The following is a 13794-nucleotide window of genomic DNA, read 5'->3' as shown; positions in this document are numbered from 1 at the left end:
ACATGCCTCAGCAGGGACAGGTGACTACATTGTAAATAGTATCAATGAGTTACAATGTGGCTTATCCCGAACTGGGGTTACATAGTTAATTTAGCCAATGCTCATCGAGCGTTTATTGACTTATATTGATCTAAGTACAATAAAAATAGCGGCAAAAAAAACGGCTTGGTTCGATAAGCAAGTAAGCATCGAACCAAGCCGCTATTGAATCAGGTAGCGTTATAAACTAAAGCGTTTATACCGCAGAATTGAGTTTATTTTTATCGATTATTTTATAAATCTCATCTTTTAAGTGCAGCTTTCGCTTTTTCATTTTTTCTATTTCTTCGTCACAGCTGGCGTGCGTCACCAAATCCTTATCGAGCTGGTTGATTTGCTGATCAAGCTTGGTATGCTCATCAAAAATGGTCGCAAAGTAGCTGTCTTTTTGCTTAAGTTCGCAAATAATATCTCTGTTGTCTTGCCATGTATCAGTCTTTCTCATGTTGTCATCCTTGTTATGAAGCGCAGGCTTAGTAAAGCCATAGCGCATTTTAGTTAAGAGTGCTCTGATGAATTTATATGATTGTGAGACTTCAGTCTTACCAAGCCAAATCGCAATTCAGCTCAGTTTTGAACAGGCTTGTGCGCAGCAGAAAGGGCGTTTGTTAACGACAACTAGCAGTCAATCTGCCGACCGGTAAATAAGAGTGTTTCTTATTCGCCTCATCTGATTGTAGCGAAAAAATTTACCCGATACCATGACTGTCATGGATTTTCTTTGATTGGTGGTTTTAAAATTAAATAATAATATCTATATACGATTTGTTTTATTAAACATAAAGTTTGAGTTTATCGGCTTGCGTGGTACGTCCAAAGCCTTGATAATAGACGTATCAAAGGTGGTAAGGCAAGTGTTTATGGCTTTTTAAATCAGATACTTAGCTTGTCACCAAACCCTATTTAAATGTGCAGCGATATAGCTGACGTTACATATCTGATAATAATGAGGAACAAACATGATAGATCAAGGTTTATTAGACGCAGTCAAAAGCTATAGTGAAAATATGACCCGCCCCATTACCTTTGTATTGGGTAGCGGCGAACATAGCAAACGTGCTGAGCTGATTGATTTTTTAACTAAAATCGCTGGCACAACGGATAAAATCAATTTTGATAGCGCAGCAACTGATGACAGCTTACCAAGTCCGATTAGTTTTAAAGTCGTCAGTCATATTGATAATGCATTGACTGATACGGGGATCGTTTTTAGCGGTATTCCGGGTGGCCATGAATTTACCTCGCTGATTTTGGCGATTTTGCAAGCGGGCGGCCATACCTTAAAACTGGATGAAGGTATTCAAAAACTGATTAAGCGTTTTAATAAGCCGCTACAGTTTCAGACTTATGTCTCTCTGTCTTGCCACAGCTGTCCGGATGTGGTGCAAGCACTGAACCAATTTGCGCTGCTCAACGATGACATCAGTAATGAGATGATTGATGGTGCCTTGTTTCAAGAGCAAGTCGAAGCCAATAATATCCAAGGTGTACCAGCGGTATTTTTAAATGGTAAACCTTTTGCCAATGGTAAAATCGATACGGCTAAATTGATTGAGAAGTTACAAGAGCAGTTCCCTGATTTATTGAGCGAAGTGGCTGATGACGCTGAGCAGTTAGAGCAGCAAGACGTAACGATTATCGGTGCAGGCCCTGCTGGTGTGGCGGCGGCGATTTATACCGCGCGTAAAGGCCTAAAAGTTACTATGGTCGCCGACCGAATCGGTGGACAAGTGAAAGACACGCAAGATATCGAGAACTTAATTTCTGTGCCTTTAACAACCGGTAGTGAGCTGTCAGCGAACTTTGAAAAACATTTGCACGAATATGACATTACGCTCAAAGAGCATGTCAGCGTCAAAGAAATCAGTGAAACTGAAGAAGAAAACTACCGTATTCATCTCAATACTGGTGAGACGTTTGAGACGCGCAGTATCATCTTAGCGACCGGAGCCCAGTGGCGTAAGCTTGGTGTTCCCGGTGAAGATGAAAACGTGGGTCAAGGCGTAGCCTACTGTGCGCACTGTGATGGTCCATTCTTTAAAGGTAAGGATATTGCGGTCGTTGGCGGAGGTAACTCAGGTATCGAGGCAGCGCTAGACTTGGCAGGTATTGTTAAACACGTGACCGTCCTTGAATTTGCCGATGATTTAAAGGCGGACCAAGTACTGATTAATAAAGCCAAAGAGAAGAGTAATATTGATATTATTACTAGTGCTGCAACGCAAGAGATTAAAGCGCAAGATGGTAAAGTGACTTCGCTTGTTTATCAAGATCGTAGCAGCAGCGAAACCAAAGAGCTAGATACGTCAGCGGTGTTTGTGCAAATTGGTTTGGTACCAAATACTGAGTTTGTCAAAGGCTTTGTTGATTTAAACCGCTTTGGCGAGATTGAGATTGACGAGCGCTGTCGCACCGACCGCAAAGGTATCTTTGCTTGTGGTGACGTGACCACTGTACCATTTAAGCAAATTAACATTGCCATGGGCGAAGGTTCAAAAGCCGCATTATCAGCGTTTGAATACTTGGTGATGCAGTAAAGTTTTGCTTTAGCTTTTATTAAAGTTTTAAACCCCTAAAACCTTAGTAGGTTTTAGGGGTTTTGTTTTTTTAAGCAACCACAATTTTATTCAGGACATCATTAATCGTCTAACAAATCCATACGCTTTGCTGCTTCATAGATACCCGTTGAGCGGTTACCGGTACGGCAAAAAATCAGTATAGGCTGCTCAGCTTGGTTAAAAAAGTCAGCAAATTCTTCAACATGGTTTTGATTGAGCTCGCTACCGGCGAAAGACACTTCTTTATAAGCAAGACCTGCTTTTTTAGCGGCAGCTTCAATCTCAGCACTGGTTGGTTGGTTTGGTTCTTCACCATCTGGACGATTGTTAATAATGGTCTTAAAACCATTTTCAGCAATCATAGGTACTTGATCAGGGGTGATTTGTCCGGTAATACTCACTTCATGGCTCATAAGAGCTCCTTTTTATTTTTTAGCGTAAAAACGAAAATTTTGCGCTTGGATTAAAATATTTCAATAAAGCCTATCTGCTTTCTATAGTAAACCTTGCATCAGTGCACTTTGATAGAGCAATTTGGCGCGTGCACCCGTACCGCAAAACATCAGGATGGGTTTTGGCATGCTGCGATAAAAGGCGGCAAACTGCTCGACAGTCGCCATGCTTAAACGCTCATCATCGAACGGTAAATGCTGATAGTTAAGGTTGGCCTTTGCCGTTGCACTGGTAAAGTCACAGCTATTAGGCTGCGTCTCTGTCTCAGCATCAGGTCGAATATTGAGCACAGAGCGGTAGCCAAGCTCAGCAATCTTGACGCATTGGCTTGGGTAAATTTGCTTATAAATGGTTAAATCATCGGTCATAAGTTTTTCGGTCGCGTATATTAAATGGCGTAAGGTTTTGTCTATTTCTAGTTTCTGTAAATTTTAATGGCTTATTACAATCTAGCATAACAAAGTGGTCATCATAGCTATATTTTGTCACTGATGTTTGCTCAAAAGCACTTTCTGTCAGGATTAATTTAAGCGAAAAATTGATTAGCTATAAGCTAATTATCTTTTAGCGCATTGACCGCATCCATGGTGCTTAAATAAACCTGCCCTGATAGATGGGTTATGACTGGTGTATGCTCGATAATATCCATCACCGGTCCCTTAATAAAGCTAAAGCTTAAGTGCTTTTTTTGATTCAATAGCTCTTGATTGAGGCTGATAAGCATCTCTTGTCCGGTCAAGTCAATATGATTGACCGCTGACATAATCAGGATAACCTCATGCGCATCGGGGTACTGCCGCGTCGCTTGTATGACGCTGCGATGCACGGATTCACTATTGCCAAAAAACAAGCTCTCATCGATACGCAGCATCAATAAATTGCTAAAGGTCACCACATCATGACGATTGATATTACGAAAATGTCCTGTACCCGCTAGCTGACCGACGACTGCGACATGCGGTTTGCTTGATTGCCAAATAAGGCTAGCAAACGACACCATCAAACCGATGACTAAGCCAGTATTTAACCCAAATATCAGCACCCCGATAAATGCCGCCAAAAAGCTCGCCGCATCTAAGCGGTCGCGTTGCCATGCTGACCTTAAAGTCGCCATATCAATGAGACCGATAATTGACGTCATAATAGTCGCGCCCAAGAGGGCGTAGGGCAGAGGAGCTAATAAATGACCAAAAGCGATTAACGCCGCAATCATAACCAACACAGTGACCAGACTTGCGACTGGCGTTTTGGCGCCTGAGTCGGCATTAATCGCCGTACGTGAAAAGCCGCCAGCAATGGTAAAGCTCTGAAAAAAGCCGCCAGCCATATTGGCCAGACCCAGTCCGGTTAACTCACGATTGGCATCAAAGGTTTCACCGCGCAGGCGTGCATAGTTGCTGGCTACTGAGCTGCTTGAAACAAAGATAATCAACGCCATTAAACCGGCGCTCGGTAATAGATTGAGCGCTTCATGAAAATCTGGCAAGTACGGCAGGGTAAAGCTAGGCAGCCCTTGCGGAATAGTACCAATCGTCGCTACGCCGTGCGTTGTCCAATGCAAACTCATACTTAATATAATGGCAAGAGCAAGCAAAATAAGCGGAAATAGACGCTCAGCCCATTTTGCATAAGAGGCTGACAACCAAGAGCGCCAGACCCATTTACTCGCATAGCGATTAGCAAATAATAGCGTAAATGCAATCACGCCGATGATCAAGGTTAGCGGATGCAGCTGGTGACCATACATCTGCATACTCGATAAATAACCGATAAGGCCATTACCTGCAATAGGAATCCCCGTCAGATACTTAAGCTGACTGACAAAAATCAATACCGCCGCGCCACTGATAAAGCCTGCCGATACGCCGCGACTGATAAACTGCATAATCCAGCCAAGCTTCAGCCTTCCCGCCAGCCATAACATCGTGCCAACCATCAAAGACAGTAAACTGGCCATTAATATATATTGCTGCGTGCCATCATTGGCATAAGGGTGCAAACTACTGGCTGTCATAATCGCTGTAATGGCGACAGGCCCTACGGCTTGGACATTGCTCGAGCCTATCCAAGCATATACCAGCACGGGTACAATGGCCGCATAGAGTCCATAGACCGGCGGCAACCCTGCTAGCACCGCATAGCCTAGGCTTTGCGGAATGACAAGCACGCCAACGACTAAGCCCGCGATGATGTCAGTCGGCAGGGCAGACAGCTGATACTGACGTAACCAAGTAGGAATCAGACGAGCAGCGATAGAAGGCATGGCGATATGTCATCACGATAAGAAAGTTAAAAATAGTTAAAAACCAAACGCGCAGTTAGGCGTCTGTTTTGGCACAAAAGCGCTCATATAATAACTGCAATACCGATAATGCGTCCTCACTTGCGATACTATAGTAGATTTGCTTACCTTCACGGCGAGTAGTGACCAGCTCGTCTTTACGCAAGATACCTAGCTGCTGCGATAAACTTGGCTGACCGACACCGACCAAGCCCTCAAGCTCACTGACACAGTATTCGCCTTGGGTCAACTGACATAAAAGTAATAAGCGGTCAGGATGTGAGAGCGATTTTAATAACTGGCTGGCTTGCATGGAAGCTTGTTGCATTTGCTCAGCAAGGTCTTTGGGCGCAAAGTCTGCGACGCTGGCAGATGTAGGCGTGGTAGTGGTATTGGTAGTTGTGCTCAATGCTGAAGTTGAAGTAGTCAGAGCGAGCTCCTTATAAAAGATATAAATGGAAAAAGCAGAGTTTCTAGATAAGTTATGGATATATATAGTTAATTATCAATGATATTGCGATTTATAGCAAGTTATCATTATTTACATTATATAAATTGATAAAATGTATAATGATTGCTATAGTGCTGGTAGTGATAGGCAGAAGCATAGGAAATACAAGTCGCACTAGGGATAGATACTATAGATCAGCAGCAAATACCATAAATAAATGCCCATTATACGGAACAATATCTTAAAAACTAAAACATTCCTATACAAGTAAAGAGGTAGCCATGCAAGTTCATTCTTTCTTACATAGCGACACAGAGACTTACACTCACGTACTCGCGGATGTGCAACAGCAAGTGTGTGCCATCATCGATCCTGTACTGGATTTTGATGCCAAATCCGGACATACGGATACCGCGAGTGTAGATGAAGTGATAGCGTTCGTTCGAGAGCAGGGCTGGACGCTGGTTTATATTATAGAAACCCATGCTCATGCCGACCATATATCAGCTGCTATCCATGTAAAAGATGAGCTTGGCGGTAAACTGGTCATCGGGCAATATATCACCGAAGTGCAAAAAGTATTTAAGCAAATGTTTAACTTTGATAGCAGCTTTCGTACCGATGCCAGTCAGTTTGATATCTTGACCGATGAAGGCGAGACCTTGAAGCTTGGCGGTATTACGATTACTGCTATGTATGTGCCTGGTCACACCCGCGCGGATATGGCGTATCTTGCCAATGATGATGAAAAAACCGTGGTTTTTGTCGGTGATACGCTATTTGCTCCCGATGTTGGCACAGCGCGCTGCGACTTCCCCGGAGGCGACGCCAAAACCCTGTATCAGTCTATCCAAAAATTGCTCGCACTGCCTGACGAAACCATCATATATCTGTGCCATGATTATCCGAGTCAAGGTCGCAAGCATTGTCCAACCACGACGGTAGCTGCGCAAAAGCTCGGTAATATCCATGTCAAAGAGGGCATCAATGAAGCCGAGTTTGTCGAGATGCGCGAGCGCCGCGATGCCACGCTAGAGATGCCGCGCTTGATTATCCCGTCAGTACAACTCAATATCGATGCCGGTCATTTTCCAGAACCCGAAGACAATGGCACCCGTTATCTAAAAGTGCCACTTAATGCGCTTTAGGCAGTCATGCGTTTGATTTATTCATCCAAGATTGATATGTAATTAATAGGCAAAAAATATGCAGACCGTTACGCAATCACAATACGTGCAACGGTTATCTTGATGCTAGTCTATTTATAAGAGCGTTACTAAGACGCCCGCCGCTGTTATTTTTAAAGGAGTTGTATTATGAGTGAGCAAAACTCTCATCTAGTCTGTCCGCATTGCAGTGCCACCAATCGCATACCTGCAGCGCGCCTTAATGCAGCACCGAAATGCGGCAAATGTGGTCAGCCATTATTAACGGCCACTCCACATGAACTCAATGCGCAAACGGTTAGCAAAGTTATTCAAAAAAATGAGGTATTGACCATCGTTGATTTTTGGGCGAGCTGGTGCCAGCCGTGTCTAATGATGGCACCGCAGTTTAAAGCCGCAGCCAGTCAGCTGCCACAAGTGGTGTTTGCTAAAATACAAACCGATAAATATGAGCAAGCGGCGGCACCTTATAATATTCGTAGCTTGCCGACGATGGTGGCCTTCAAAAACGGCAAAGAAATCGCGCGCCAGTCTGGAGCCTTACCAAGCGATCAAATCGTACAGTGGGTAAGAAGCTTAAACTCTTAATCTCAGATTGAGTTACTGCACTTCATGATTAAACATAAAAAAGCCAATATGCTTATCGCGTATTGGCTTTTTTTGTAAGAGACTTTCAAAACTATGAAACAGGTATGAATGATTACTCACCATAAATCTTAATACCATTGGCAAAGCTACAGCGCTGGATACGAGCAGATTGGATAATGGCATCACGCTCACCATAAAGTCGCGATAATTTGGCATCACGGGCTTTGGTATTATTACTTTTACCCACGCCAAAGCTGATATTAGGTGAGATACCCCAACGTCCAGCGGAAACCCCAACGCCGACACCTGAGGCGGCTATGGTAGATTGCTCATTGCGCGCTGCATTGACATAGCGATTAACACGGCTATATTCTTGGCTTAGTGCTTGGCAGTCATAACTTTGGTAGGTGCTTGGTGGTACGTATTGCGGAGTAATATTACCTGTTGAGGCGCAGCCTGAGAGAGCAAAAACGCCAGCTGTGGCGAGTAGTGTTGCTGCAGTAAGAGTTTTCATAATGGCTCCATAAGGCGACGTTGGGAGGTTGATATCTATTTAAGATAGCAAAAAAATAGCGATTAAGATATTGAAAAATATAACTTTTAACGACTCTTAAAATAAATTACCCGGCTTGGTAAAGGCGAGTACCAAGATACCAACATAGGCAATACCCGCGATAAGAATGCCGGTTTTTCTTTGACTAGGCGTGGCTTTATCATTAAAGGCTTTAATACTGGCACTGAGCGCCGCTACCAATAAGATAACTTTAGCAAATACCCACTGTACTGGCGCATTGACACTCATAAGTTGTACCAGCATGCCAGCCCCTGAGATAATAATGACGGCATAGAGAATATGGGTCGATATTTTTACCGCAAATGGTGGCTTTTTGTTTGCGCTTAGTACCACATAGCTTTGGTATAAAAACAGCGCAATCAACAAGACGGCCATGAGCATATGTAGATGTTTCATTGGATAGGGTTTCCTTTAAAGGTGCCGTTTGCCAGCTTATCTATGTTATTTGGGAATAGCGTTAAGACTGATTTTTGAGACTAACTTTTATTTCGCCCTGCGCATAATGGGCTGTCAGGGCTTTGGCCTTGCCATTCTGTTGGCGTATAAGCATGGATAGCCAAAGCGTGGATTTGACCACCTTGTGAGGTCAAAAGTGGATTTGCTAGATTGTACACGAGCTGATGCCGCGCCACCAAGCGTTTGCCTTCAAAGGCATCACTAACAATGGTCAGTTTAAAATGACTTTCTTTACCGTCGAAATAACCGGCATGTTTCATTGATTCATTCACCAGTTCAATATGCTGTGCTGGCAGGGCTTGCAGTTCCTTATTTAGGGCGTCTGCAGTTGGGGTATGAGTTGTCATAGTATTCCTCGTTATTTTAATACTTGGCCTTTTAATTGGCTGATGGTACTTATTATAGCAGACCCTGATATTTATGCTGCAATGCCCTCTATGCAAGTGTCATGACACGTTAGTTATGCGCATAAAAAAGCAGAGCGTAACCTTATTACGCTCTGCTTTTATCGTCTATTATTGTCGTCTATTACTATTTACTATGAATACCATTTGCCATTAAATTTTAACGACGTGCTTTTTGATATAACGGCATCACCTTAGGCATCAATGACTGCAATTGCGCAATACGGTTGCTGCTGGTTGGGTGAGTGCTCAAAAATTGTGGTGGCTCGCCTTGGCTGGCACGTTGCATTTTTTGCCATAAGGTAATGGCGGCTTGCGGATTGTAGCCTGCACGTGCCATCAGCTCAAGACCGATTTGGTCAGCTTCTGCTTCTTGCGTGCGGCTGTGCGGACGGCTAAGACCTAAGTCACCAGCGACGCTAGCAAGTTCAGCCTGACCTTGCGACAGACCAAAGATACTGGCGGCGACGCCGATACCTGTTTGCGTTGCATACTCACGTGATAAGCGCTCACGTGAGTGCTCGCGCAGCGCATGAGACATCTCATGCCCCATAATAGCGGCAATTTCATCATCACTAAGGTTTAAGCGATCAATGATACCAGTATAAAACATAATCTTACCACCGGGCATTACAAACGCATTCAGCTCATTAGATTTGATGGTGTGAACTTCCCACTGCCATTTCGCCGCGTCAGGACGATAAACGCCAACTTGACCAATCAAACGGTTAGAGATATTTTTTAAACGATTGAGCTGTGCTTTATTAGTGTCAAGCAAACCACGCGCACGTGCTTCTTGAATATTCTTATTGTAGCTTTGCGCTGATAACTGCTGCACTTGTTCACTAGAAACCAAAAGTAGCTGCTGACGGTCAACGCCTACAGCACCGGTGCTGGTGGTACTAGAGCAACCGCTCAAGGTCAATGCCGACAAAGACGCCGCCATGACGGTCGTGGTAAGTAGCTTCTTCATAAAACGTCCTCGCTGTAAATATAAAAAAATTAAACAATATTGAAATTAAAACGGTCGCGGTAAAGCTAGCTTATTATTAAAAGGTTCATCTTACTCATAAGTCTATCAAAAAGATAAAACTCTACCCCAACTATCATTAGCCATAAGTATAATGATGTTGGCAAGTGAAAACCTAGACAGAAAAAGTAACAATAAGCAGTGGGATTGTAAATGCAATAAATGAAAGTTTGCTACTTCATACCAGCACCCATAAAATTTGCTACGATTTATAAATATTTTAAATTTATAGCGTTATTATTAGGAATGAAAATAGTAATTGAAATCAATAACGTATATGTTTTCTTGCCTCGAGAACCACTCAAATTGCCAATTGCCGGTCAAAAACTTGAAAAAAGCTATTGACACCTACAGAATATTTGCTAAAATAGCCAGCCTATCGAGACGTAGTCGTTGTTAAAAACTCTACGATTTGATGTTTAGCGGGATTAGCTCAGTGGTAGAGCACAACCTTGCCAAGGTTGGGGTCGAGAGTTCGAATCTCTTATCCCGCTCCAAATATAGCTTGCAGAAGCACTAAAGCCTTACTTCTTATAAGAAGTAAGGCTTTTTTTATATTTTAAATTTAGCACTTAACATTTAAAAGGCGAGTTGGCAGCGCTATTAAAAGTTTATAGATATACTAAAAACCCCTGCATTATAAAATGCACCCGTTACAAATTACGGATAATTTGACACACTCATTTGAGTTTATCTGGGCATACTTATCTGTAGTCGGCTACAGATGATAAAGTACGTTAAACACGAATATACGTTCACTATAATGGTCTGTAGCTTTTAAAAATAATAATAATAATGATGATAAGGATTGGGTATGCAAGATTTTCAACATAAAGCATTTAATGAATTGTTTGATTTAAGCGGTAGAACGGCGATTGTGACGGGCGGCGCCAATGGGATTGGTAAGGCGACGGCTTTGCGTTTGGCGCAAGCAGGCGCAAATATCGTCATTGCAGATTTAAAGATTGAAGATGCCAATAAAGCTGCCAAAGAAATTGAAAGCTACGGTGTAAAAGTGTTGGCTGTTGAATGCAATATTTTAAAAGATGAGGATTTGGTCGCCATGGTCGATAAAACACTAGAGGTGTTTGGTCGTATCAATATCCTGATTAGTAACGCCGGCGGCGGCGGTGGCGGGCAAGAAAATCCGTTTAAAATCACTGTTGATGATTTTCGTCGCGACTTTGAATTAAATGTTTTTAGCGCGTGGCGCTTATGCCAGTTATGCGTGCCACATATGAAAAAATCAGGCTATGGCTCAATCGTAATCACCACATCGATGTCGAGTGTCAATAAGAGCCCAGATATGAGCGGCTATGCTGCATCAAAAGCGGCGGTCAATCATATGGTCGCTAACCTGACTCATGACTTCGGTCCTGAGGTGCGTATTAATGCTGTGGGTCCAGGTGCCACGCGCACTGCGGCGTTGGAGAGCGTATTGACGCCTGAGATTGAAGAGAAAATGCTATCGCATACGCCTATCAAACGTTTAGGCGAAGCCAATGATATCGCGGGAGCGATGCTGTATTTTGCGGCGCCTATCTCCGAATGGGTGAGTGGTCAGACGTTATTTGTTAATGGCGGCGGTGTACAAACATTAGATTAAGATTCGATAGTCGCTAGTGTAGAAAACTTGTCATAAAAAAGCGTCACCTAACTCAATGTTGGGTGACGCTTTTTTATGGGAATTGTTTTTAACTGACTGATTAAAACTCGATGGCGGCGAAATTTTAATGCAAATAAGTCATTGTTAGAAATGCTATTTTCTAAGCGAAAAAGCGACGGTCTTATTGCCTATCCAATTAACCCAGCTCACAGGAAAGAAGCGCAGCTGTAATCTAATCAAGTTTGCCATCACGCCTGGGACGACCAAGAACTGCCGCTTTTCTACGCCTTTGAGCATTGATTTAACGGCATCGTCAATTTTTAATTCACCAGCCAGTTTTTTCATGCCGACACCGGCTTGTGCCATTACGCCGACTTCTGCTTGGGTGAGCGGCGTATCTATCGGTGGCGGCGCAAAGACAGTGATATCAATACCGTCAGGCTTCCATTCAAAACCGATAGATTGCATCATGCCCCAAATAGCAAATTTTGAGGCGCTATAAGAGCTATAGCCATAACTGCCGGTAAATGATGCCATCGAAGCGGTTACCATGACTTGATCGCCGCGTGATAAAAACGGACGCACGGCAGCCAATACGTTACGAGTGCCGAATAGATTAACAGTCAGTACGCGCTCAAACTGTTCTTGGCTCATCTCATCAAACGTCCAAGGCCCTGTAATCCCGACAAAATGCATTAAGATATCAGGCGATAGCTTGCTTGCAGCCTCAGCGATTTGCTTGGTTGTGGTATCGCCGTCAGTGACGTCCAATTTATAGCTGATAATCGAAGCTTTTTTTTTGTTCAAACCTTGCAGAATAGCAACGGCCTCATCAAGCGCTTGTCTATCAAACAAGACCAAATTGGCATCTTGCCCAATCAGCTGCTTAGCTGTTTCAAGTCCGATACCAGAGGCCGCCCCAGTGATATAGATAGTTTTACCCGTAAAATAACCCATCACGCGCTTTCCTTTTGCAATGAGCTGTCTTTTATCGAGCTTGACTGTTTTGCTGATTTTTTCTGCAAGCTACCAAACTTTGCCTCGCCGATTAAATGACTGACTTTATGCCCAGGAATGAGCCAGTAGGGCGTTGCTTCGCTACTAGAGGCGCAGTTAGGGAAGTCAGGATTTTTAGAAGGCCCCGCGATGGTTTTCTCTATAACCATTGAGATATATTGCTCATTACTGCCTTCTAGGGTATTGCCATTTAAAATCACTTCTATCCCTGTATCTTTGGCATAACGACGGATAGCATTTACTTTCGAATTCATGGGTGCATAAGCATCAGCGCCGACGCCATTTTCTGAAGTCACTCTGATGCCGTCAGGTACGCGGGCGACTAACGAGTGATTACCTTCGGTATGACCGGGGGTATGCACGAGTGCGACGCCTTCGCCCAATTGAATGCTACCGGTGAACTTAATCACTTTGTCAGGATCGACACCTTCAATACCATTTGGGCAATACCAATCTGCTTGCACGGGTAATAATGAGGTAGTACTTAACCATTCTTGCTCATGAACCAATAACTTGGCGTTGGGGAAATAGGCAGGCTTATCTTTTGTACCGAGCCAACGACGTACATCTTGGGTGTGAAGGTGGTCGTAGCTAATATAATCAACGTCTTCTGGAGACAAGCCAACTTCCGCTAAGGCACCAGTGACATCACGAATGATAGGCGCAACCACGCCTTCAAGCGGCGACCAACTGGGCATTTTATCGGTTAAGCGTTTAAAGAATGGCGTCTCACGATCCGCTTCAATATCAGAAGGAGAAAACAGCAAGGTTTTTAATTCGCCCGAAAAGTTATGATATTGCACGATAAAAATGCGATTTAAGATATGAATGTAGGGAAATTTATAGGTGCTTTGGGTATAGACGCCACTGTAGGCGTACCATGTCGGATAGGGCACGCGCACCATGTCGGCGCTTTGATAAAACCGTACTGGCGCTTCATCCATAAAGCGTTCTCTAAAAGCGCTGGCTTGCTTGCGCGCCGCTTTTAGGCGCTCTTTTGGTAATGGACTTTGGCGCACCTCATCAAAGTCGTGAATGGCTTTCATGCCAAGTGACGTTAAATCCATGTTGCATCTCCTTATGACTGATGGATAACTTAAAATCATACTAGCAGTATAGTTTTAGAATTTATAGCGACTTAAAAAAACTGCTCAGTGTGCCAAATTGGTTT

The 13794-nt window shown here is 43.5% G+C and carries 15 protein-coding genes and 1 tRNA gene; 5 read left to right on the top strand and 11 right to left on the bottom strand.

Annotation, left to right across the window (positions count from 1 at the left end; translation table 11 throughout):
- Positions 1-235 precede the first annotated feature (235 nt).
- Positions 236-484, bottom strand: coding sequence for a YdcH family protein (locus tag B3R91_RS10135; protein WP_144296708.1), 249 nt, complete (start codon positions 482-484; stop codon positions 236-238).
- A gap of 514 nt (positions 485-998) precedes the next feature.
- Here B3R91_RS10135 and ahpF point away from each other — a divergent pair.
- Positions 999-2576: an alkyl hydroperoxide reductase subunit F gene (gene ahpF, locus B3R91_RS10130; RefSeq protein WP_193030736.1), complete on the top strand. Its 1578-nt coding sequence runs from the start codon at positions 999-1001 to the stop codon at positions 2574-2576.
- Between the two features lie 101 nt (positions 2577-2677).
- Here the strand turns inward: ahpF and B3R91_RS10125 are convergent, their stop codons facing one another.
- The 4 genes from B3R91_RS10125 to B3R91_RS10110 all read right to left on the bottom strand — a co-directional run bounded on the left by B3R91_RS10125 (position 2678) and on the right by B3R91_RS10110 (position 5740).
- Positions 2678-3010 carry a TIGR01244 family sulfur transferase gene (locus B3R91_RS10125; protein WP_200661802.1) on the bottom strand — a complete coding sequence of 111 codons (333 nt, stop codon included), beginning with the start codon at positions 3008-3010 and terminating at the stop codon, positions 2678-2680.
- 81 nt (positions 3011-3091) lie between these two features.
- Positions 3092-3418 (bottom strand): beta-lactamase hydrolase domain-containing protein, encoded by a 327-nt coding sequence (locus tag B3R91_RS10120; RefSeq protein ID WP_200661803.1) that lies wholly within the window; start codon positions 3416-3418, stop codon positions 3092-3094.
- A gap of 185 nt (positions 3419-3603) precedes the next feature.
- Positions 3604-5313, bottom strand: coding sequence for a SulP family inorganic anion transporter (locus B3R91_RS10115; protein ID WP_144296705.1), 1710 nt, complete (start codon positions 5311-5313; stop codon positions 3604-3606).
- Between the two features lie 55 nt (positions 5314-5368).
- Positions 5369-5740 (bottom strand): ArsR/SmtB family transcription factor, encoded by a 372-nt coding sequence (locus tag B3R91_RS10110; protein WP_414707555.1) that lies wholly within the window; start codon positions 5738-5740, stop codon positions 5369-5371.
- Between the two features lie 323 nt (positions 5741-6063).
- Between B3R91_RS10110 and B3R91_RS10105 the strand changes: the two genes are divergently transcribed.
- On the top strand, positions 6064-6930 hold the full coding sequence (locus B3R91_RS10105; protein ID WP_286797484.1) for an MBL fold metallo-hydrolase: 867 nt from the start codon (positions 6064-6066) through the stop codon (positions 6928-6930).
- A 168-nt stretch (positions 6931-7098) separates the two neighbouring features.
- Positions 7099-7536: a thioredoxin TrxC gene (gene trxC / locus B3R91_RS10100; protein WP_286797483.1), complete on the top strand. Its 438-nt coding sequence runs from the start codon at positions 7099-7101 to the stop codon at positions 7534-7536.
- Positions 7537-7648: 112 nt separating this feature from the next.
- Here the strand turns inward: trxC and B3R91_RS10095 are convergent, their stop codons facing one another.
- The 4 genes from B3R91_RS10095 to B3R91_RS10080 form a co-directional block, all read right to left on the bottom strand.
- A complete protein-coding gene (locus B3R91_RS10095; RefSeq protein ID WP_144296702.1) occupies positions 7649-8050 on the bottom strand; it encodes a hypothetical protein in 402 nt (133 codons plus the stop codon).
- Positions 8051-8146: 96 nt separating this feature from the next.
- Positions 8147-8506: a SirB2 family protein gene (locus B3R91_RS10090; protein ID WP_068407573.1), complete on the bottom strand. Its 360-nt coding sequence runs from the start codon at positions 8504-8506 to the stop codon at positions 8147-8149.
- 80 nt (positions 8507-8586) lie between these two features.
- On the bottom strand, positions 8587-8913 hold the full coding sequence (locus B3R91_RS10085; RefSeq protein WP_286797482.1) for a BolA family protein: 327 nt from the start codon (positions 8911-8913) through the stop codon (positions 8587-8589).
- Positions 8914-9130: 217 nt separating this feature from the next.
- On the bottom strand, positions 9131-9943 hold the full coding sequence (locus B3R91_RS10080; protein ID WP_286797481.1) for a M48 family metallopeptidase: 813 nt from the start codon (positions 9941-9943) through the stop codon (positions 9131-9133).
- Between the two features lie 479 nt (positions 9944-10422).
- On the opposite strand from B3R91_RS10080, the gene B3R91_RS10075 reads away from it, so the two are divergent.
- Together B3R91_RS10075 and B3R91_RS10070 are read left to right on the top strand one after the other, a co-directional pair.
- Positions 10423-10497, top strand: a tRNA-Gly gene (locus B3R91_RS10075).
- Positions 10498-10814: 317 nt separating this feature from the next.
- On the top strand, positions 10815-11606 hold the full coding sequence (locus B3R91_RS10070; RefSeq protein WP_286797479.1) for a glucose 1-dehydrogenase: 792 nt from the start codon (positions 10815-10817) through the stop codon (positions 11604-11606).
- 153 nt (positions 11607-11759) lie between these two features.
- On the opposite strand, the gene B3R91_RS10065 is transcribed toward B3R91_RS10070, so the two are convergent.
- Positions 11760-12563, bottom strand: coding sequence for an SDR family NAD(P)-dependent oxidoreductase (locus B3R91_RS10065; protein ID WP_286797478.1), 804 nt, complete (start codon positions 12561-12563; stop codon positions 11760-11762).
- On the bottom strand, positions 12563-13690 hold the full coding sequence (locus B3R91_RS10060) for a hypothetical protein (protein ID WP_286797477.1): 1128 nt from the start codon (positions 13688-13690) through the stop codon (positions 12563-12565). The genes B3R91_RS10065 and B3R91_RS10060 overlap by 1 nt, the downstream gene beginning before the upstream one ends.
- Positions 13691-13794: the final 104 nt, after the last annotated feature.

Origin of the sequence: Psychrobacter sp. UBA6291 (assembly GCF_002439405.1) — a bacterium.
Lineage (GTDB): Bacteria > Pseudomonadota > Gammaproteobacteria > Pseudomonadales > Moraxellaceae > Psychrobacter > Psychrobacter faecalis.
This window is presented reverse-complemented; position numbering and strand designations above follow the sequence as displayed.

Bases quoted from the DNA above. Each gene is read 5' to 3' on its own strand.
- ahpF (WP_193030736.1), top strand. From the start codon at position 999: ATGATAGATCAAGGTTTATTAGACGCAGTCAAAAGCTATAGTGAAAAT.
- B3R91_RS10080 (WP_286797481.1), bottom strand. From the start codon at position 9,943: ATGAAGAAGCTACTTACCACGACCGTCATGGCGGCGTCTTTGTCGGCA.
- B3R91_RS10120 (WP_200661803.1), bottom strand. From the start codon at position 3,418: ATGACCGATGATTTAACCATTTATAAGCAAATTTACCCAAGCCAATGC.
- B3R91_RS10115 (WP_144296705.1), bottom strand. From the start codon at position 5,313: ATGCCTTCTATCGCTGCTCGTCTGATTCCTACTTGGTTACGTCAGTAT.
- B3R91_RS10085 (WP_286797482.1), bottom strand. From the start codon at position 8,913: ATGACAACTCATACCCCAACTGCAGACGCCCTAAATAAGGAACTGCAA.
- B3R91_RS10060 (WP_286797477.1), bottom strand. From the start codon at position 13,690: ATGGATTTAACGTCACTTGGCATGAAAGCCATTCACGACTTTGATGAG.
- B3R91_RS10090 (WP_068407573.1), bottom strand. From the start codon at position 8,506: ATGAAACATCTACATATGCTCATGGCCGTCTTGTTGATTGCGCTGTTT.
- B3R91_RS10135 (WP_144296708.1), bottom strand. From the start codon at position 484: ATGAGAAAGACTGATACATGGCAAGACAACAGAGATATTATTTGCGAA.
- trxC (WP_286797483.1), top strand. From the start codon at position 7,099: ATGAGTGAGCAAAACTCTCATCTAGTCTGTCCGCATTGCAGTGCCACC.
- B3R91_RS10095 (WP_144296702.1), bottom strand. From the start codon at position 8,050: ATGAAAACTCTTACTGCAGCAACACTACTCGCCACAGCTGGCGTTTTT.
- B3R91_RS10125 (WP_200661802.1), bottom strand. From the start codon at position 3,010: ATGAGCCATGAAGTGAGTATTACCGGACAAATCACCCCTGATCAAGTA.
- B3R91_RS10070 (WP_286797479.1), top strand. From the start codon at position 10,815: ATGCAAGATTTTCAACATAAAGCATTTAATGAATTGTTTGATTTAAGC.
- B3R91_RS10065 (WP_286797478.1), bottom strand. From the start codon at position 12,563: ATGGGTTATTTTACGGGTAAAACTATCTATATCACTGGGGCGGCCTCT.
- B3R91_RS10105 (WP_286797484.1), top strand. From the start codon at position 6,064: ATGCAAGTTCATTCTTTCTTACATAGCGACACAGAGACTTACACTCAC.